The sequence below is a fragment of the Paenibacillus agilis genome (genome assembly GCF_007786455.1).
GTDB classification, from domain to species: Bacteria; Bacillota; Bacilli; order Paenibacillales; family Paenibacillaceae; genus Paenibacillus_B; species Paenibacillus_B agilis.
This window is the reverse complement of sequence record NZ_VNJK01000001.1, coordinates 2,422,662-2,442,403: the sequence shown is the minus strand read 5'-3', so window position 1 is coordinate 2,442,403 and position 19,742 is coordinate 2,422,662. Positions and strand designations below refer to the sequence as shown.

General features: G+C 42.4%; 17 protein-coding genes. 12 read left to right on the top strand and 5 right to left on the bottom strand.

Annotated elements, in window-relative coordinates; all coding sequences use genetic code 11:
* Positions 1 to 102: 102 nt before the first annotated feature.
* A complete protein-coding gene (locus FPZ44_RS10960) occupies positions 103 to 441 on the bottom strand; it encodes a VOC family protein (protein ID WP_144990090.1) in 339 nt (112 codons plus the stop codon).
* Positions 442 to 701: 260 nt separating this feature from the next.
* Positions 702 to 1,841: a polysaccharide deacetylase family protein gene (locus tag FPZ44_RS10955; RefSeq protein ID WP_144990089.1), complete on the bottom strand. Its 1,140-nt coding sequence runs from the start codon at positions 1,839 to 1,841 to the stop codon at positions 702 to 704.
* A 168-nt stretch (positions 1,842 to 2,009) separates the two neighbouring features.
* On the opposite strand from FPZ44_RS10955, the gene FPZ44_RS10950 reads away from it, so the two are divergent.
* Complete coding sequence (locus tag FPZ44_RS10950; protein ID WP_144990088.1) at positions 2,010 to 2,495, top strand: GNAT family N-acetyltransferase; 486 nt, start codon at positions 2,010 to 2,012, stop codon at positions 2,493 to 2,495.
* Positions 2,496 to 2,588: 93 nt separating this feature from the next.
* On the opposite strand, the gene FPZ44_RS10945 is transcribed toward FPZ44_RS10950, so the two are convergent.
* Positions 2,589 to 3,167 carry a DUF3238 domain-containing protein gene (locus tag FPZ44_RS10945; protein ID WP_144990087.1) on the bottom strand — a complete coding sequence of 193 codons (579 nt, stop codon included), beginning with the start codon at positions 3,165 to 3,167 and terminating at the stop codon, positions 2,589 to 2,591.
* 151 nt (positions 3,168 to 3,318) lie between these two features.
* Between FPZ44_RS10945 and FPZ44_RS10940 the strand changes: the two genes are divergently transcribed.
* Positions 3,319 to 3,792, top strand: a complete 474-nt coding sequence (locus FPZ44_RS10940) for a MarR family winged helix-turn-helix transcriptional regulator (RefSeq protein WP_144990086.1) — start codon at positions 3,319 to 3,321, stop codon at positions 3,790 to 3,792.
* A 121-nt stretch (positions 3,793 to 3,913) separates the two neighbouring features.
* Here FPZ44_RS10940 and FPZ44_RS10935 read toward each other — a convergent pair whose 3' ends face one another.
* Positions 3,914 to 4,522 (bottom strand): TetR/AcrR family transcriptional regulator, encoded by a 609-nt coding sequence (locus FPZ44_RS10935; protein ID WP_261378290.1) that lies wholly within the window; start codon positions 4,520 to 4,522, stop codon positions 3,914 to 3,916.
* Positions 4,523 to 4,727: 205 nt separating this feature from the next.
* On the opposite strand from FPZ44_RS10935, the gene FPZ44_RS10930 reads away from it, so the two are divergent.
* From FPZ44_RS10930 to FPZ44_RS10890, 9 genes are all read left to right on the top strand, one after another.
* Positions 4,728 to 7,379 carry a phosphoenolpyruvate synthase gene (locus FPZ44_RS10930; protein WP_261378289.1) on the top strand — a complete coding sequence of 884 codons (2,652 nt, stop codon included), beginning with the start codon at positions 4,728 to 4,730 and terminating at the stop codon, positions 7,377 to 7,379.
* 315 nt (positions 7,380 to 7,694) lie between these two features.
* Positions 7,695 to 9,185: an amidohydrolase family protein gene (locus tag FPZ44_RS10925; protein ID WP_186785998.1), complete on the top strand. Its 1,491-nt coding sequence runs from the start codon at positions 7,695 to 7,697 to the stop codon at positions 9,183 to 9,185.
* An 80-nt stretch (positions 9,186 to 9,265) separates the two neighbouring features.
* The gene (locus FPZ44_RS10920; RefSeq protein WP_186785997.1) at positions 9,266 to 9,910 is read left to right on the top strand and encodes a TetR/AcrR family transcriptional regulator; all 645 of its coding nucleotides are present in this window, start codon (positions 9,266 to 9,268) and stop codon (positions 9,908 to 9,910) included.
* A gap of 116 nt (positions 9,911 to 10,026) precedes the next feature.
* Entirely contained in the window at positions 10,027 to 10,767 is a 741-nt protein-coding gene (locus FPZ44_RS10915) for a response regulator transcription factor (RefSeq protein WP_144990083.1), read from the top strand.
* Positions 10,764 to 11,849: a sensor histidine kinase gene (locus FPZ44_RS10910; RefSeq protein WP_261378288.1), complete on the top strand. Its 1,086-nt coding sequence runs from the start codon at positions 10,764 to 10,766 to the stop codon at positions 11,847 to 11,849. Before FPZ44_RS10915 ends, FPZ44_RS10910 begins: the two co-directional genes overlap by 4 nt.
* A gap of 174 nt (positions 11,850 to 12,023) precedes the next feature.
* Positions 12,024 to 12,803 (top strand): ABC transporter ATP-binding protein, encoded by a 780-nt coding sequence (locus tag FPZ44_RS10905; RefSeq protein ID WP_144990082.1) that lies wholly within the window; start codon positions 12,024 to 12,026, stop codon positions 12,801 to 12,803.
* Positions 12,778 to 14,127 carry an FtsX-like permease family protein gene (locus tag FPZ44_RS10900; protein ID WP_144990081.1) on the top strand — a complete coding sequence of 450 codons (1,350 nt, stop codon included), beginning with the start codon at positions 12,778 to 12,780 and terminating at the stop codon, positions 14,125 to 14,127. The genes FPZ44_RS10905 and FPZ44_RS10900 overlap by 26 nt, the downstream gene beginning before the upstream one ends.
* A 21-nt stretch (positions 14,128 to 14,148) precedes the next feature.
* Positions 14,149 to 15,756, top strand: a complete 1,608-nt coding sequence (locus FPZ44_RS10895) for a serine hydrolase domain-containing protein (protein WP_261378287.1) — start codon at positions 14,149 to 14,151, stop codon at positions 15,754 to 15,756.
* A gap of 142 nt (positions 15,757 to 15,898) precedes the next feature.
* Complete coding sequence (locus tag FPZ44_RS10890) at positions 15,899 to 16,915, top strand: amidohydrolase family protein (protein WP_222429800.1); 1,017 nt, start codon at positions 15,899 to 15,901, stop codon at positions 16,913 to 16,915.
* 34 nt (positions 16,916 to 16,949) lie between these two features.
* Here the strand turns inward: FPZ44_RS10890 and FPZ44_RS10885 are convergent, their stop codons facing one another.
* Positions 16,950 to 17,747, bottom strand: a complete 798-nt coding sequence (locus FPZ44_RS10885; protein ID WP_186785996.1) for a lipase family protein — start codon at positions 17,745 to 17,747, stop codon at positions 16,950 to 16,952.
* A 169-nt stretch (positions 17,748 to 17,916) separates the two neighbouring features.
* On the opposite strand from FPZ44_RS10885, the gene FPZ44_RS10880 reads away from it, so the two are divergent.
* A complete protein-coding gene (locus FPZ44_RS10880; protein ID WP_144990078.1) occupies positions 17,917 to 19,587 on the top strand; it encodes a ribonuclease J in 1,671 nt (556 codons plus the stop codon).
* Positions 19,588 to 19,742: the final 155 nt, after the last annotated feature.

Here is a 19,742-nt window from a genome sequence, read left to right as displayed (position 1 = left end):
AAGCAAGTCCATAACGGACCTGCTTTTTTTCTTTTTTACTCATTGATAATAAACGATTGTCAAGTCTATAGATGAAGTTGCTGTCGCTGAATTGTATCTGCATTAACATAGAACTTCGACGGTAAATCCACCTGGTGCTGTTACATAAAAGGTCCAAGCGTGCCATCTTTGTGGTGGCTCCACCTCAAATCCATCTTCCTTTAAACGCTGATTAATCTCATTTACCCTTTCCTCGCTGTCTTGGATAAAGCCGACATGAAATGTACTAGGGTAATTTACTTGTGCACCTTTCATCAAGGTAAGAACGAATCCATCTTTGTCCGAAAGAACAGCAAATCCGTTACCGCGTGTACCCTCCGTTTTTAGATTGAAATATTTTTCTAAAAACGCTCTCGCTGCCTTTACGTCAGTGACCGTGAGATTAAGGTGATTAATTTTCACAGACGACACGTCCTTTCCAGCATTATTAATGATTTTCATTTCTTGCTTCTTGATCATAGCAAGTTCATGCAAGTGCTAACGTTTTGTCTTAAAGGAGCTGTTATATGGAATCTAACACGAGACACTGGTTGAAGCTTTCGTGATAAGCACTCTTATATAAAAAGCCTCCAGATCCCAATTATCCAGTGGATATTGAGTATTGGAGGCTTGCTCGTACATGTGCAGAGTGTGGAGAGAGCGGGAAATAGGGAGGCGCATTTTTATGAACGTCTTCTTGTGCTTACCTTAACGGGATCAATTGGAAATCGCCCTTCCAAATCAATGACCTGCTTCGAGTCAAATAAATCAAAAAATAGATTGCGTTGACGACTTAGGGATATCCCATCAATATGTCTGCGATCTTGAATGATTTTATTTTCAAGACGTCGTTCATAGGTTACATTGCCTACATGACTGAATACGGTGTAGCCTTGCTGCTCAAGCCATTCAAGTCGAGGATCTCCCAACTCATATCCTTCTCCAAATGGATATATGTAAATGTTCGTATCGCCAACAAGTGTTCCGACTTCTCGCTTCCACTTTCGTTCATCTCTTTTTAATCTTTCTAAATCCATTTTCAAATGATGACGATGACCATAACTATGTGATGCAAACTTCCAACCAGTTGCTTTTAACTGTGCCACGACTTTTTTTGCTTCATAACGCTCCCTGGACCAAGTCGGTGAGGTAGATTGTGTACGCCAACCCAATATCCCTTCAAACCCAGTCACGGCCAGCGTACCTTTAGCACCCTGGTAGGAGAAATCCGGATGCTGCTCGACAAATCGATCAAGAATAGGGACGATATCCAAATCGTCTGACCACACAACATTGCCTTTTAAATCGTGAGATTCCGATACCACTTTACCTTCGTCATTCAAGCGAAGCTTATTTACTGTGCCGTATTTTCGCATGTATGTATAATAGTTCGGATCATCAATCGATATGACCAGCGGTTTTTTGCCTGCTGTTAGAGGAAAGTGGCGGCGGACAGCCTGTTTTTTACCGTTTATCATTTTAAACTCATATACATCCTCCAAATGAACCAACATATAGTTATTGTCATATAACGATTGAAGAATGCGTTTGAACTCCAGAACGGTTACAAACCAATCAAACATTTCTTTTGATTGTCTGTCGCCGATAAAGGCGCGCTGCGGATATGCAACTAGTGGATGAAAGAAGATATGTTCCACTAGAGGTGGACGAGCAGAGCTATTCTGCTTCATAGATCTTCTATCGGATGCTGTGCGATCAACAGGTTCAGCAGCAGCCAGCTTAATGCTGCTTAGCGAATTGAATCCAATAAGAACGAAACAAAGTACCAAAATGATGATATTTCTCAGCTTTTGCTTATGCACGGTGCAGTACCTCCGATCATTCAATATTACCGTTTTGAATAAGCGTACATTTTGTTTTGTTAGTATTGGTTAATGTCAGGAAAAAAATGAAATGTTAATTTCCAAATTATGATATTGGATGTATCATAGAAGGGTGAATAAGTCCGGAAGGAATTAAGGAGTTTTTAAATGAATATTCGGAATGTCCTTGAGTCTGATTATATCCCTATCGTAGCTGTTATCGATGAATGGTGGGGCGGTAGGAAAATGGCAGATATGCTGCCGAAACTATTTTTTCAACATTTTACGCATACGAGCTTTATTGTGGAGCAAGGCAAGGAGAGGATTGGCTTTTTAATTGGGTTCGTTTCACAAACGGATATGAATCAAGCCTATATACACTTTGTCGGCGTTCATCCATCGTATAGGAAAGCTACAATTGCCACACAGCTATATGAAAAATTTTTCGATAAGGTACGAGAGCTTGGTTGCACAGAGGTTCGCTGCGTAACTTCTCCTGTTAACCGTACATCGATTGCTTTCCACACTCGCCTCGGCTTTCGAATGGAAGCGGGGGATCGACTAGTCGACGGTATTTCCGTCACGACGAACTATGATGGAAAGGGGCAAGATCGAGTTCTATTTGTAAAGAAGTTTTCATTGCTTGATAAGTAAAGAAAAGAAATAGGTTCAAAAGACTCATAAAAAAGGACCCCTCGGGAGAAGTCCTTTCCAGTCCTTACAATCAGATCAATACCGATGTTTTTATCAACTATAGTATCTGAACTTATATTCCATTTCACCAGCTAAAGCAGCAGGGGTATCCCCGGTTTTTCTAAAGTCATGCGTATAGATCGTTTCATATGGGCCAAAGTTGGATTGCTTATAAAACTCAAAGCAGGGGAATCCATCATGCTCACCAGTCATGGATACCGTGCCTTCGCGAGTTATATTTACCCTTAGTAAGTAGTCGACTGGAGGTGCTGAATCGTTCAAGGGATTACTGGCACTAGCGCGCATTTTAAAGCACACATCGTCCTCTCTCCATTCAATATCTGTACATTGGATACCATCAGTACTAGCTTTGCCTTGTCTTCGTTGAATAGAACCATTTGAATGAGTGATTTTCTCCGTTGTAATACCTGTGTTTTTGTAGGAAAACACGTCTCTTTTATAAAAATCTACAGTGACTTCTTGCTCCACTCTAGAGCGCATTGTGTTTACGGCGTAGGGGGTGAATTCACGTGAATCCCCTTCAAACTGTTTAACGATTCCGGTCTCCATATCCTTTACGGGATCAGTCCAGGACATTGGAATAAACACACTTGCTCTAATCTTGATAATCATATTGAACCTCCAGAGGTGTTTTTATCTGGCTGAATAAATTGAATGGCAATGAAAAACAAAAAAAGTCAACTTGATTGACTATATATCAGACTGTACAATGATAATCAGAGAAAGTCAACTTGATTGACTATATATGAGGGAGAGAGCGTATATGAATGAGCAAACAAATGCGGAGTCCGACCTTACTGCATTATTAGCAGGAAGTATTAGTATATTGATCCGGGAACTTCATGAACAACTGCATGAAATAGGATATGAACATATTAGGCCTGCACACGGCTTTTTGTTTAAACGCATCACGCCTGATGGTGCAACAGGAATCGAGATCGCAGAGTACTTAGGAATTACAAAGCAAGCTGTTAGCAAAATGGTTGATCACCTTGAAGAAAACGGCTATGTGCAGCGGACCAATCATCCCACCGATATGAGAGGGAAATTAATAGTGCTCACTGAACACGGCAAGTTAGCCATTCAAGCAAAAGAAAAGATTGTTGCAGAGATCGAGCAGCGTTGGGCGGAACGAATAGGTGTGGAAAGAATGAATATGCTCAAGAGGGATTTAATAACGTTAGTGGGTGAATCTACTGGAGGGCAAGTTCCATTTAGAGCAAGGCCTGTGTGGTGAATGGATAGTCGATTCGTGTGCTAACATCATCCTAGCTTATATGCATATTTGATAACTATTTTAGAACCCTCTAAATCCTCAGCAACTGATGAGGTTAGAGGGTTCTATTTGTTCAATCATCTTACTTATATGCTCTTTCCTCGATAATTCGTGCCGACTCAAATTCATAAATAGAGCGTAATTGTTTTGCTATCTCTTCAGGGGAAAGTGGTGGGTCTTGATCGAGCCAGTATTTTAAAATGCCCATAAAAGAAAATAGTCCGTAGTGGACAACAAGGTCTTTGTTAATATGATTGGTCGTCTTGGAGGTCAGCTTCATTTCTTCAATGCTTTGTTCGAAATGATTCTTCAATAGCTCTATAAATCGGGTATGAAAATAAGGGTTTGTAGCATCCTCAAACATCAGTTTGTAGAAGTCACGATATTTTTGAAAGTGAGAGAAGGATTGGATGATTCGTGGTTCCATACATGTAAATGATGTTTGGTTTATCGCATAGTCAAGGGGGACTGAAGCAATCAGCTCCGCGAGTATATCATCTACTTTACGCTCGAATAGATCATATTTATCTAAAAAGTGCAAATAGAATGTTCCACGGTTAATATCGGCCCGATCTGCAATATCTTGTACCGTTATTGCCTCAAACCCTTTCTCCTTCAACAATTCGCTAAACGCTCGCTTTATATTTTTCTTTGTTCTTATAACCCGCCGATCCGTCGTATTGGCCATCATCCATCACCTTCTTATCAACGAATAATAACACGTTCCTCAACAATTTAGCTTCTTCTGTCTGATAACGAACGAAACGCAACAAGCTGCTTATTGAACAGATTCCAGTACTTAGTAAAATTATAAGCATCCAATTGGAGATTTATCAATTATTTAGCTACTAACTGGTAATATCGTGTGTGTAACCATGATGAGGGGGTTGAGAACATTGTCTTATGTTTTGCATTTGGAAAAAGTGAACCGAGCCCATATTCATAAGGTTGGCGGTAAGGGATCTAATTTGGGTGAGCTGCTGCAAGCTGGTTTTCCTGTTCCGCCAGGATACTGCATTACGACGTCTGCTTATGAGAAGATTGTAGGGCAATCTCCTGCAATGGCTTCCTTTTACGAACAACTCAACCGTCTAAACGCATCTGACATCGAAGAAGTCAGGCGTATTAGCAAGGAAATAAGAGAACACATCATTGGACTGACTGTTCCAAGTGACGTAGAAGAAGCAATTTTGAGCGCATGGACAGAATTAGGCCCAGGTCATCGATATGCTGTTCGTTCCAGTGCGACGGCAGAGGACTTGGCGACAGCTTCCTTTGCAGGGCAACAAGATACCTTTTTAAATGTAAAAGGTGAGCAGCAATTGCTAGATGCAATCCGTAAATGTTGGGCATCCCTATTCTCTGAACGTGCCGTCGTATACCGCATGAAGCATGGCTACGATCATCAAGCTGTTCAACTGGCTGTTGTTATTCAGCAGATGATTGAGCCAGATGTATCTGGGGTGATGTTTACAGCTGATCCGGTTACAGGAAACCGAACGATTACTTCGATAGATGCGAGCTTTGGCTTGGGTGAAGCACTCGTGTCAGGCATCGTCAATCCTGATATGTATCAGGTTAGAAAGGGCGAGATCGTAAAGAAACTAGTAGCGGATAAGCAAAAGGCTGTACGATCACTCACTGATGGTGGTACCGTTGTTGAAGCTATTTCAGCGCAACAGCAAAATCAACAAGCTTTGTCGGATGAAGAAGTTATTGCTTTGGTTCAAATAGGTGAGCGAATTCAAGCTCATTATGGAACTGAGCAGGACATTGAATGGTGTCTAGTTAACCGGCAATTTTATATCGTACAGGCTAGACCGATTACTTCACTCTTTCCCATACCAGAAGCGCCTGATGATGAGCTGCATGTGTATATTTCTAGCGGGCATATGCAGATGATGACCGATGCAATGACGCCAGCTGGGATATCGATGTGGAAGCATCTTACGCCAGCTGATCAGGGTGCGAATGTTGAATCGCAAATAGAACTTGCCGGTAGATTGTATGCCGATGTAACTAACGTTCTTCAGTCTAACATAGCACGCAAAGTATTTCTGTTTATTATTGATAAATTTGAGCCTTTAATAAGCAGTGCGACCCGTCAGGTTCTGCCTCGCTTTCCGATCAAAGAAGGTCCTCTTCCAGGCATGGAGCAGTTCAATCAAATGATTCCTTTCCTTGCAACAAAGGTCATGAAAGACATGCTTGAAGGAGATGGTGAGACGGCTTATACAGAAGTGAAAACATATGCAAGTCAATGCTTAGAGCTGTGTCGACAGGCACTGAATGGATGCAACGGTGCAGAAAGAATTTCCTATATCCAGAAAAACTGCGGTTCGCTCATGCAAGGTTTAATGGCAATAGATATGCATTATATGGCAGCTGCTTCTGTTGCAAAGGAAATGCTTACATTACTTTCGAAGTGGTGGACATTCGATGAGAACGATCTCCTCACCTTAAATAAATCATTACCTTATAATGTCACGGGAGAAATGGGATTGCAACTAGGGGACTTGGCGGATCTCGCTCGCGAGCATCCAGAGCTAGTAGCTTACCTAAGAAATGCAGGCGAAGATGGGTTCATGGAAGGGTTGAACGCGATAGCTGGGGGCAAGGAGTTCAAAGCTGCATTTGAACAGTGGCTGGACAAATATGGAGCCCGTTGTCCAGGCGAGATTGATACGGCTAGAACGCGTTGGTCGGAGCGTCCGTATATGTTGATTTCATCTATTGTGGGGCACTTGGACAGTGTGAAGCAAGGAGAGCATCGTGAGAGATTCCGTCAAGGGGAGCTTGAGGCTGAAGCAGCAGCGGAACGTATTCAAGCACAGGTTCGTGCAGCAGACGATGGTGCGTTTAAAGAGAAGGTTGTGTCACGACTAATGACCGTTTATCGCAGCTTTATGGGCTTGCGTGAGCATCACAAGTTTGTACTAGTGCGTCATTTTGCGCTTTATAAGCAAGCATTGCTGGAAGAAGCTGATGGCTTGGTGGCGAAAGGAGTTCTATATGAACGTGACGACATTTTCTTCTTGAGCTTGCCTGACATGCTTGAAGTCATCAACGAGTCATTTGATCAGGATGTTCAGCAACTGATCGCAAGCAGAAAAGAGGACTTTGAGTACTATAAGCGATTAACGCCACCGAGGGTAATGACGAGTGAAGGAGAAATTATCGAAGGCAGCATTAAGGGAGGAGATGCGCCTGAAGGAGCGCTGATTGGCACGCCGGTTTCTCCCGGAATCATTGAAGGAAGAGCCAAAGTCGTGCTTGATCCAACTACAGCTGCATTAAAAGAAGGTGAGATTCTAGTTGCACCGTACACGGATCCAGGCTGGACGCCATTATTCCAGCAAGCGAAAGGACTTATTACAGAGATGGGCGGGTTAATGACACATGGTGCGGTTGTTGCCCGAGAATACGGGTTACCTGCTGTTGTCGGAATTGAGCGTGCAACGAAGATTATTAAAGATGGCGATCTGCTTCGACTTGACGGCAGTAAAGGATATGTAGAGGTGCTGAAAGAAGCGAGCTTAGTAGAGTGAACCTATTTATTCAATAAATAAAATCATCATAAATAACAAATAAAAAAGAAAGGGTCAACAAATTGGTACTAAGATTTGTTGACCCTTTAAATAAATCGATCACAAAGTGCTCTATGTGGATTGGTATACAAATCCCGAGGGGAACTTTGTTTTTTATTGTCGGACTAAAAATTCATGGATAGGACTTGCAGGTAATGATTGACAATTGGATAGATTTGGTTTACTCTAAATGCGACCAAGTGGTCATATTTTGAATCGACAGGTCAATCATTTGTTTAAAGAAGCGTTTATTTCATGAAGAGGAGTTGGTTTGTTGTGAAAATTAAGGCTTGCCGCAACAGCATTTCATGGGTGTTAGCTATCGTTTTCATTATCGGTTTATTTGGTAATGCAGGACTGTCTCATGCCAGTTTGGAACCGTCAACGAAGAGCAAGCATTCGCTAGTTATTCAACATGCAACAGTAGTTGATGTACGCAGCGGGAAATTGATTCAGAATCAGACCATCATTGTAAATGGAAATAAGATTAGCTATATCGGTAATGGTGAAGATGTTACATTGCCTAAAAATGCGAAAGTCAGGGATGCGACTGGTCAATATGTAATTCCGGGTTTATGGGATATGCATGTCCATTTGCTAAAAGACTATAAGCATGCTTTTCCGCTATTTCTCGCTCATGGGGTCACGGGAATAAGAGATTTAGGAACGGATATGAGTCATATCGAGTTGTGGAAGAAGGCTATCCAGAACGGAATGCCAGCCCCAAGGACCGTGTACACAGGGGCCATTTTAAATCAAGGAGTACATGTGCCGTTTCATTTTGATTTGAAAACGGAACAAGAAGCACGTAAAGCAGTGCGCAGCATTGCTGAAAAAGGAGGGGATTTTGTAAAAGTATATTCCGGTCTGCCACGTTCTATTTATAATGTGGTCATTGATGAAGCGCGTAAGTACAGACTTCCTGTTACGGGGCATTTGCCTTTCCAAGTTAGAGCCATTGATGGGGTTCGAATGGGCCAAAAGAGTATGGAGCATCTAAATGGCTTATTTATTGCTACTTCAAGCAAGGAAGCTGAGCTGCTAAAGAAACCAGATCTTCCTAAACGATATTTTGAATATGAAATGATAGCTAACAAACATTATGATTCTAAGGTCGCAGCGAAGTTATTTAATGAGTTTGCTGAGAATGAAGTGTGGCAAGTTCCTACTTTAATCACCCCCATAAACATGGCGAAACTAGAGATTGATCCACGTGCCAAATATGTGCCGCCCGCAATTCAAAAAGAATGGATTACTTTTATAAAAACAATGAAAGATACAAAAGAATTAAAATTAAATGTAGAATACGCTAAAATGATGGGCGGATTGGTCGAGAAAATGAACGATGCAGGTGTTCCTATCATGGCTGGTACAGATTCTGCGACCTTAATTCCTAACTCTATATTTGGTAGTTCCTTGCATGACGAGCTACAGCTGCTTGTGAAGAACGGATTAAGCCCGCTGCAAGCATTGCAGACAGCAACAATCAATCCTGCTCGTTATTTCGAAAGAGTATATGAACTAGGAACGGTAGAAGAGGGGAAGCTCGCTGATCTTGTAGTGCTGGAAGCAAACCCATTGGAGGATATTCGAAACACAGCGCGTATCTCCGCAGTTGTTTTCAACGGAAAGCTGATGGAGAAAAAGGAACTTGCGAAAGCAATAAAGACGTACGATCTTGTCAAAATGGAAGATGTAAAACTTGAACCTAAACAGACTAAGCCATCGAACTCATCTCTGCATCATCATGGATTGCATGCGCATTAAAGAAGGAATCGGAGATTGCTCACACATTCATTTATTTGTATAATGATGGATGAATGTCACAACTTTGTCAGAGGTACGATATGAATATCGAGATGTTTGAGCGATTGCCACAAGAGAAGCAGGATAAAATTTTTCAAGCTGCGTTGTCCGAGTTTGCTGCTTATGGATTCGACGCTGCTTCTACGAACCGGATCGTGAAGCAGGCAGGAATACCAAAGGGCTCGTTGTTTCAATATTTTGGTGATAAAGAGTCGTTGTTCTTTTATGTATATGGAAAAATAGAGCGCGATGTTGAGGAACAGCAGGATTACACGAAAAGAAACTTGCCTTCTGATTTTGTTGAAGCCACTGTCTATCTACTTGAGAGAGACCTTGATTATATGAAATCCAAACCTAAATACCTTCAATTTATTCATATTATAGTAAGTCAACCGCTCCATCCTGTCTATCAAAAGCTTGAGGAACGGACCCAAGGTAAAGAGCCGGCTGTTGAGATTCAGAAATTTATTTCTAGCATCCCCCGAGAGCAGCTTCGTGAAGATATACATTTTGAGGATATTTTACAAGCGGTTACTTTTATTATTAGTTCAGCTGCTCAAAAGATTGAGAAGCTTATTATTGCAAGTGATGCTAATCTAGGTAGTATAGATGCGGAACTAAGTGTAGTCATTCAAGAGCTAAGAACGTGTTTAGACTTGTTCCGCTACGGGATTTACAAACCATGATCCAGCGACGATGCTGGCTCACAGATCTATATAAGCCTCCAATGTTTTATAACGTTGGAGGTTGTTTTGTGCTGTAATAAGATTGTTATGTAGACCATATCAATGGAGGAACTTCCATGTATCGCATTTTTATTGTCGAGGATGATAACCAGATTGGTAATGTACTGAGCAGGACAATGGAGAAGTATGGCTTTGATGCGAAATGTGCAGCAGACTATAGGGATATTGTAACTGAATGGGAAGCGTACGAACCGAATCTCGTGCTGCTAGATATTAACTTACCATACTTCGATGGCTATTACTGGTGCAGGCAAATCCGTAAGAGCTCAAATGTTCCGATCCTATTTATATCTGCTAGAGAAGGCGAGATGGATCAAGTTATGGCAATTGAGCATGGCGGGGACGATTACATTACAAAGCCTATACCCCTCGATCTGTTAATGGCAAAAATAAAAGGTGTGTTGCGGAGGGTGTACGGGGAATATGCGGATACTTCAACGCTTGCTCCTCCTGATTCCGAATTAAACTTGGAAGGTTTGCGCCTTAATCTTAGTCGAAATGAATGGATTTGGAAGAAGGAAAAGGTAGTGCTTACGAAGAATGAGCAATTGTTGGCGGAATGCTTTATGCAGCATCATGGCAGGACGATTACACGTGATCGATTGCTAGAAGTATTATGGGATAAAGCACAATTTGTAGATGATAATACGTTGACGGTGAATGTGACTAGGTTGAGGAAAAAGCTAGAGCAGTTAGGACTGCCACAGGTCATTGTAACGGTACGTGGTCTAGGTTATAAAATGGTGCTCGAAACAGAGAATGAGAATAAGTTGGAGGCGCAGGAGTTACATTTATGATGAAAAAGGTAAAACGAAACACAGCAGTTCTCTTTATACGTGATCGGTTGCCTTATCTTGTAACGGGCATCGTCATTATTGTGTTTGGCGCAGCGCTAATGATAATAGACAAAGCGCGCTTACGTAAGGGAATCAATGATACCGATACCACAATGTATTTTATTATTGTAGCCCTCTTCTTTATTTGTGTATGGCTAGTGGTAGACTACATACGACAGCGTATTTATTATCAGCAAGTAAGCATGGCAATCGAATGTTCAGGCGAACTGCAAGCAGCTGCAATTGTACAATCTACCGTGACACAGGAACAGCGGCTTGCTGTCCGTTTGTTAGAACAACAGCAAACAACTTACTTGAATGAGCTTCGCAACTTTCGCCGTCAACAAGAGATACATAATCATTTTGTATTGCAATGGGTTCACCATATGAAGACGCCCGTTTCCGTCATGGATTTACTTATGCAGGAAGCATTGCAACAGATGCCTTATACCGAGCAAGAGCAGCACCAGTTTGTTTCAAATATGAAGGATGAGGCCGAGCGGATGACGAAAGGTCTAGAAATGCTGCTATATTCAGCGCGGATTGATAAATTCGAGTTCGATTTACATATTAAACGGATAGCGATACATGATTTGATTCGTGATGTAATTATTGCTCACAAACGTCTCTGTATCCGTCATTCCATCACCCCTCAAATAGACGGCGAGGCATGGGTAGAAACAGATATAAAGTGGATGACGTTTGTGCTCAATCAATTGGTAAGCAATGCAATCAAATACAGTAAGGGCATATCAGGCTCGAAACGTCTAACCTTTCAAATGAAGCAGACAGCAAATGAGGTAAAGTTGAGTGTAATAGATGAAGGTATTGGCATACCTTCGCATGATTTGCCGCGAGTATTTGATCCGTTCTTTACTGGTGAAAATGGGCGAGCTGCCGAAGAATCTACAGGGATGGGATTATATTTGGCACAGCAGGTATGCCATAGGCTTGGTCATCGCCTGAATGTACGTTCCGAAGAAGGCAGCGGAACAACCTTTACGGTTTCATTCGAGACCAAGAGCATTCAGCGACTCGATTAAGAAGTAAAAATGAGCAGCTTCTATCTGTCCGTGATCCACAGTAAAGTGACAAATTTGTAAGGTTCGTTTTGATTCTTTTGTCATCTAAATCGATGGGACCTGCACTTTCGGAAGCCTATACTTACGTAGTAACCGTACCCGATACGAATATAGCGCAGGGAGAGGGACTAGAGGATGACCGTACTAAAAGCGCAGGGGCTTGGAAAAATATACAGTTCCAAGGGCAACATCTTGACTACTGCACTAACAGATATTGATTTAGAAATAGCGGAAGGGGAGTTCGTCGGCATTATGGGACCATCGGGAAGCGGCAAAACGACTCTTCTTCATTTATTGGCTACCATTGATAGGCCAACGTCGGGAAGCATCGAAATTAATGGAGTTAACCCTGTTGGCTTTGACGATAAAGAACTGTCTTTATTTCGCCGTCGTCAGCTGGGCTTTATTTTTCAGGACTTTAATCTCGTACAGACTCTATCGATAAAAGAAAATATTATTCTTCCTCTTGTGTTGGAAGGAATGGTACCTGAACAAATAGAGCAGCGATTACGACCATTAGCTGAAAAACTCCAAATCGCCCATCTCCTGAATAAGCGGACCTATGAGCTATCTGGTGGTCAGATGCAGCGGACAGCCATTGCGCGTGCTTTTATTCATAAGCCTTCCATCTTACTTGCCGATGAGCTGAGCGGAAATCTGGATTCCAAATCAGCAAAGGACGTAATGGGTTCACTTCAGCTCATGAACGAAATGGATCGAGCTACCGTACTGATGGTAACGCATGATCCATTTGCAGCAAGTTATTGCAAACGAATCGTGTTCATAAGAGATGGGAAAATGTTTATGGAAATAAGGCGGAAAAATTCAAACCGTCAAGCCTTTTTCCAACAAATATTGGACGCACAGAGCGTGCTGGGAGGAAATTTCAATGACGTTCCGTTCGCTCGCAATTAGCAATATACGCGGTAAATGGCGGGCGTACAGCGCATTTTTTATGAGCTGCGTATTTTCTGTCATGATTTTTTACATGTACACGGCATTTATCGTTCATCCTGACATGTTGAAAGGTCAAATGATTGAAGCTTTAGAAGTTAGACAGGGGCTCATATTTTGCCAGTATATCGTTATTATTTTCTCACTGCTGTTTGTACTCTATTCCAATGCGGCATTTTTGAGGACAAGGAAGCAAGAGTTTGGTCTTTTCAAGATGTTTGGTATGACGAGTATGCAGCTTCGCAAATTAATTGTTTTTGAAAATGCTATCATTGCAGCTTTGGCTGTAGGAGTTGGTATTGGTCTAGGCATCATGTTTAGTAAACTATTTTTTATGATGCTTGAAGTGTTGCTGGAGATGAATGATCCTATCCCATTTACTGTCCCGCTCCGTGCGATTTGGCAGACGGCAGGAAGTTTCTTTATCTTGTTTGGATTGATCACGCTGTGGACTGCCTATCAAGTTGGGCAAACGGAAATTATCCATATGCTTAAAGCGCAAATGCAGTCCAAGCAGCAGCTTATTCAATCACGGTCACTCTCTATACTTGCTGCCGTCTGTTTAGGGCTCGCGTATGGTCAGGCACTTATTGTTGATGCATTCAATTTTGCGCTGCTAGCACCGATTATTATGGTAACGGTTATTATCGGAACATATTTTTTGTTTACTCAACTTAGCATTTACATACTGCAGCTCGCTCAAGGAAATTCTCGCTTCTATTATAATCGTACCAATATGATTATTATTGCTCAGTTAGCTCACAAATTGAAAGACAATGCGCGTATGCTATTTATCGTGTCGATACTGAGTGCGGTTATCCTTACTGCATCAGGTGCGGTTTATACGCTATTACGAAGCGTGCAGTTGGATGGTGCACAAACGCAATATGAAGATCCTGAAGGGCTATTTGCGCTGATTTTATTTATAGGGATGTTTATCAGTGTACTGTTCTTCATAGCAGCAGGCAGTATGATTTATTTCAAACTGTTTACAGAATTGCGTGAGGATCAGGAGCAGTATAAAGCGTTGACTCGTATCGGCATGACCCAAGACGAAATAAGAAAGATAATCGTAACCCAATTGGGAATTATCTTTTACGTGCCTTGCATTGTCGGAATTATTCATGCTTCGTTTGCGATGAAAGCGATGGATAATGTCCTTCAGCTCGCACATTGGAGTTATTCTTTTGGAGTTATCTGTATTTATGTTGCGATGCAGACGATATATTTCCTAGTGACTTGTCATGATTATATGAACAACGTTTTGCGCAGTAATGAAATCTAATAGATGACGAGGAGTAGGGATATGACCATTAAACCGACTAGTAACTTAGTTAAGAGCGTTGCGAAAAGGAATACCCGAATTATGACTCACAATCTAGCCGTAACTGCATTGAAGAAGCCTTTCTTTATATTAATGGCGATAGCGTTTATTGGTGGTATGCTGCCGCAGTCTGTTACGGCACAAGATTTCTTATCTAAGAAAGAGAAGACGAAACAAATAGAGCAGTTTATACAGAATCGGATGCAAGAAAGCCGTATTCCAGGTGTTTCATTGGTTATTGTAGAGAAGGGTACTATCGCATATCAAAATGGCTTTGGATATGCGGATGTTGCAGCGAAGAAACCGGTGACTGGTGAAACGTTGTTCGAGCTCGCTTCTACAAGTAAAGCCTTTACCGGATTAGCCATTTTACAGCTGGAGAAGGAAGGGAAGCTGAAGCGAACGGATCCTATTACAAAGTTCGTCCCTTGGCTGCAATTATCGTACAACGGAAACCCAGCTTCGATCACAATCCAAGATTTGCTTTATCATACTAGCGGAATCCCATCAACATCGATTCAGTATTATCCCGAGAGCGATGCTGATGATGCGCTTGAACAAACCGCAAGAACGTTACTTAACCAACCTTTGAACCGTGAACCAGGGAGTTCCTTTGAATATGCGACTATTAATTATGATATTTTGGGCCTTATCATAGAAAAAGTGACGGGACAGTCCTATGAAGCGTATATGCAGCAGCATATTTTACAGCCGCTTGGCATGAACGACTCGAAAGTTGGCGTAGCGCAAATCCCTCCAGCTCATATGGCTACGGGTTATCGACTGCAATTCACGGTGCCTACTCCACATACGCCAGCGATCTATCGTGGCAATACACCAGCTGGATACGTTATAAGTAATGCGAACGATGCTGCGAAATGGATGAATGTGCAGCTTGGAAATGTACAGCTTCACGGTATTGATCAGCAGCTTATAAGGGATTCGCATATGCCCGATCAATCCGTTAAGCCATTTGACGAGCATACATACTATGGGGCTGGCTGGGCTGTACAGGAAGGAGACGATAAATTCGTCTATCATGCAGGTACAAATCCAACCTTCTCTTCTTATATCACATTGCTGCCGAAAGAACAGATAGGAGTAGCGGTTTTATCGAATATGAGCAGCATTACAACGACAACGATGGCTCAGGGCGTTATGGATATATGGAATGGTAAGGAGCCAGAAGCGAATAGTCAACCAGACGGCATGCTAGTGGTGGAGCAAATTGCAACCTACGTGTTTATTTTGATGAGCTGCCTTGGATTTGTCGGACTGATATTAATCGTTGTATGCATGAAAAAATTAATTAAACAGCAGAGAAGTTGGGCTGCTCTTAAAGGGAAAAGGCCGCTATTTCTCGTGCTGCTCATTGTACTTTCTGCCGCAGCCATGTTCCTTATTGTGAACCTTCCGAGTATATTGCTTGATGGTATGTCATGGTCGTTTGTTGCTAGATGGGCACCGGCTACAATTATGCTTACGATTTATAGTCTTATTGCCACATTAAGCGTGTATTCTGTTTATGGGCTGATGCTAGTCTTGTCTAAGAAACGATCAGTCTTACAAAAAGAGTTGAAGGTTCAGTAAATGTATAAGTGATAAGACGTGATAGGAGTGAAGTAGAAAGCAGCTGGGTTATTAAAAACTCAGTTGCTTTTTTTATGAATTAGGATAAAGATCTTGAATAGAAAAGATCATCTAAATCTTCTATATGTGAGGTGTAATGAGTATGGAAAGCAATAAATCGTCTATACGAACGATTGCGCTTGAAGAACACTTTGTAACGGCGGCGTTTATGGAGGGGCCAGGGTGGATTATTAAGGATCAAGCCCAAGCGGCTCGTGCACATCCCCAAGTCGCAGCGGGGATCACGAAGCTTATCGAAATGCTGTCTGACATAGGTGAAGGCAGAATTACACATATGGATGCAGCTGGTATCGACATGCAAATATTGTCGCTAACATCTCCAGGGGTAGAGCAGCTAGACGCCATGGAAGCTGAAACACTTGCCCGTGAAGTAAACGATTGGCTTGCTGATGCGGTGCGGCGATATCCGGATCGCTTTGCTGGCTTTGCAGCACTCCCAACTTCTTCTCCCAGCAAAGCGGCGGATGAACTGGAGCGTATGGTCCGTACACATGGATTCAAAGGAGCATTAATTAATGGTCACACCCAAGGCCGTTACTTAGACGATGAATTTTTCTGGCCTATACTTGAACGTGCTGAAGCTCTGCAAGTCCCACTATACCTTCATCCAACTTTACCTTCACAATCCGTAATGAAGGAAGTTTATACAGGAAATTATAGCCCGGAAATAGCAGGAGTATTTGCAACCGCAGCATGGGGCTGGCATATTGACACAGCGAATCATGTACTTCGACTTATACTTAGTGGCGCTTTAGATCAATATCCGAAATTACAAATTATCGTTGGTCATTTAGGAGAAACCCTTCCCTTTATGCTGCCGAGACTTAATCGAAGTTTGCCTCCAGAAATGACAAAGCTGAAAAAGAGCGTAGGGGCTTATTTGCGTGAAAATGTTTATTACACGGTATCAGGATTCAATTGGACGCCAGCATTCCTTGACCTCTTCCTCCAAGTCGGCGCTGAAAAAATAATGTTTTCTACCGACTATCCATACTCATCCATGCACGAAGCTCGTGCATTTCTCGATCAGCTCCCAGTGAGCCCCGCAGATAGAGCACGCATCGCACATCGCAATGCCGAACAATTATTGAGGATTTGAGTTATCTATATTCTATAAGGTCATGCAATTCATCTTAGGAAATCGGATGTTCTAACATGTACAAATAGGTGCTTATGCTGTGATAGTCCTTTAAGGAATGACCAATTGTGGGATAGTCAAGCGAGTTTAATGGAGTTCCGGGCCCTTCTTGTACGAAACCGAATAACTCGCCAGGGAGTTTTGGTACAATATCAGGTTCATTGTACACCCGATAATTGGCTGAGACGGACTGACAGTAAGCGGCGGAAAATGCAGAGTCTCCCGCCATAGGCGCAGCATAAGTAAAGACCTCCGTTTGAGTTGAGTTTGCACTGCATATTCCCGCTAAAATAGCCAGTGCACCACCTAAGCTATGACCTGCGATGGTAACCCTAGCACCACTTGAAGTGAGTTGAGCAAGAACATCTGCGAACGGAGTTTCGTTGGAGCCGTCTGTGTTTGTTCCATATAACGAGCGATAACATTCGGTAAATCCGACTTCTGTTTCCCCTGCATTCGGCACTTCGCAAAAATTAACCAAGCCAAACTCGGCATCGAGCACCCATTCCAACTCGGTTTTTGTTCCTCGGAATATGATGGCAACAAGGGTAGGGTCAGTTTTGGAGCGGGCTATATACCCGATGAATTTAGTTTCGGTGAAGAATACGACAACGGGATGGACAATCAATAGACTTTCGATCTCCCAATCAACGGGGAAATCAGCTGGTGGCTTAGGAGTAAGGTTAGAAGGACACGCATCATACATCTCATAAGCCCAATTCACCATGTTGCACCAAAACAAAGCTTCCGTCCAATTGATGTCTGTTGCTGTTCCAGCGGATGAGGAGCTCATTACTATACCTCCTTTTAAATTGGAATCTATTTTCAATCTATTGCTGGCACACTGGTTTATGTCAGTTTTTAAGCGGCTGCTTATATCCCTCCCGCCGATTAAACCGAATGAAAAAATATCGTTAAGGAAAACGTAACAAATATGTAAATGGTGATTCGGAGGGTTCAGGATGAAGCAAAACGATGAGAAGCGGCTAGTAATTGCAGCATTAGGCGGAGTTAATGAGATAGGCAAAAATATGTATCTGGTACAGTATGGGGATGATATTGTCGTCATCGATTGTGGATCGAAATTTCCAGATGAAAGCCTACTGGGTATTGATCTGATTATCCCTGATATTAGCTACTTACTATCAAATAAAGATAAAGTCCGCGCACTAGTGGTTACACACGGACATGAAGATCATATCGGGGGAATCCCTTATTTTTTAAAACAAATGCCGGTGCCAATTTACGGCTCAAGGTTAACGCTGGGGCTTATTGAAATTAAGCTGCGAGAGCATGGGATTCTTCATGAAACGAGCATGACATGCATCAATGCAGATTCACAAATTGAACTGGGCACGATAATATGTTCTTTTTTTCCGACCAATCACAGTATCCCGGACTGCCTTGGTGTCGTATTCGACACACCTGAAGGAACGATCGTACATACAGGTGACTTTAAATTCGACATGACACCCGTCAATAAGCAATATCCTGATCTTCACCGGATGGCTGAAATCGGAAAGAAGGGTGTGCGTGTGCTTTTGTCCGAAAGCACGAACGCCGAGCGGCCGGGCTTCACAGCATCGGAAAGTACCGTCGGGGCACATCTGCTAGAAGCATTCAACAAAGCAGAAGGTCGAGTGTTTGTTTCGACATTTGCCTCGAATGTGTACCGGCTTCAGCAGGTTATCGACGCTGCTGTTCAAACGAACCGTAAGCTAAGCTTGCTAGGGCGTACTATGGTTAACGTTGTGTCAGTTGCACAAGAACTTGGGTATTTGTCAGTACCGTCAGGAATGATTATCGATGTACAAGAGGCTGCTAAACTTCCACCTGAACAATGCACGGTACTATGTACAGGCAGTCAAGGTGAGCCCATGGCTGCGCTTGCTCGATTAGCCGCTTCTTCCCATCGCCAAATGAAAGTGGATATTGGAGATACAGTGATCATTGCAGCTAACCCGATACCAGGAAATGAGCGTAATGTTGCTCGCATCATAGATAATTTGTACGCATTAGGCGCTAAGATCATCTATGGTTCTCGCAGTGAATTGCATGTTTCCGGGCATGGCAATCAAGAAGAATTGAAACTTATGCTCACCTTGATGAAGCCTGAGTATTTTATTCCTATCCATGGTGAATACCGCATGTTGTATTTGCATCGTGAGCTTGCTGAATCTGTGGGAGTGCAGCGGGAAAACGTATTTATTTTAAAAAATGGCGAAGTTGTCGAATCTGTTAATGGAGTTGTTCGTCAATCCGGCCATATTTCAGCTGGTCAAACGTTAGTGGATGGCTTTGGCATAGGTGACATCGGCAATATTGTGCTGCGTGATCGCCGCCAGTTGTCGGATGACGGTATTCTAATCGTTGTTATTACAGTAAGTAAAGCAGAGGGCAAGCTGTTAACGGACCCGGATACGATCTCAAGAGGCTTTGTTTATGTCCGTAACTCCGAAGAGCTTATTGAAGATATTAACCAGCTCGTCATTGGAACCGTTGAAAAAATGCAGCACGAAAAAATCAATCAATGGAGTGTAATGAAGAAGACATTAAAGGATACACTAGGACAGTTTCTGTACGCTCGTACCCAAAGACGTCCGATTATTTTGCCTATTATCATTGAGGTGTAGGTTTCCGGTTTTTATGAAACAACGAATCATTTGACTTTAAAATCTGATGATGGAACTGCCCACAAGCAGCCTCAGTGAACAAGTTGGGGCTGCTTTTATTTGTAGTTCAAATATTTGGAACGAATTTGACTCTTGTGCTCAATATACAGATTGAC

Excerpts from the sequence above, each read along its gene's own strand:
- FPZ44_RS10950 (WP_144990088.1), top strand. The coding sequence starts at position 2,010 with ATGAATATTCGGAATGTCCTTGAGTCTGATTATATCCCTATCGTAGCT.
- FPZ44_RS10945 (WP_144990087.1), bottom strand. The coding sequence starts at position 3,167 with ATGATTATCAAGATTAGAGCAAGTGTGTTTATTCCAATGTCCTGGACT.
- FPZ44_RS10940 (WP_144990086.1), top strand. The coding sequence starts at position 3,319 with ATGAATGAGCAAACAAATGCGGAGTCCGACCTTACTGCATTATTAGCA.
- FPZ44_RS10935 (WP_261378290.1), bottom strand. The coding sequence starts at position 4,522 with ATGATGGCCAATACGACGGATCGGCGGGTTATAAGAACAAAGAAAAAT.
- FPZ44_RS10920 (WP_186785997.1), top strand. The coding sequence starts at position 9,266 with ATGAATATCGAGATGTTTGAGCGATTGCCACAAGAGAAGCAGGATAAA.
- FPZ44_RS10915 (WP_144990083.1), top strand. The coding sequence starts at position 10,027 with ATGTATCGCATTTTTATTGTCGAGGATGATAACCAGATTGGTAATGTA.
- FPZ44_RS10910 (WP_261378288.1), top strand. The coding sequence starts at position 10,764 with ATGATGAAAAAGGTAAAACGAAACACAGCAGTTCTCTTTATACGTGAT.
- FPZ44_RS10905 (WP_144990082.1), top strand. The coding sequence starts at position 12,024 with ATGACCGTACTAAAAGCGCAGGGGCTTGGAAAAATATACAGTTCCAAG.
- FPZ44_RS10900 (WP_144990081.1), top strand. The coding sequence starts at position 12,778 with ATGACGTTCCGTTCGCTCGCAATTAGCAATATACGCGGTAAATGGCGG.
- FPZ44_RS10895 (WP_261378287.1), top strand. The coding sequence starts at position 14,149 with ATGACCATTAAACCGACTAGTAACTTAGTTAAGAGCGTTGCGAAAAGG.
- FPZ44_RS10890 (WP_222429800.1), top strand. The coding sequence starts at position 15,899 with ATGGAAAGCAATAAATCGTCTATACGAACGATTGCGCTTGAAGAACAC.
- FPZ44_RS10885 (WP_186785996.1), bottom strand. The coding sequence starts at position 17,747 with ATGAGCTCCTCATCCGCTGGAACAGCAACAGACATCAATTGGACGGAA.
- FPZ44_RS10880 (WP_144990078.1), top strand. The coding sequence starts at position 17,917 with ATGAAGCAAAACGATGAGAAGCGGCTAGTAATTGCAGCATTAGGCGGA.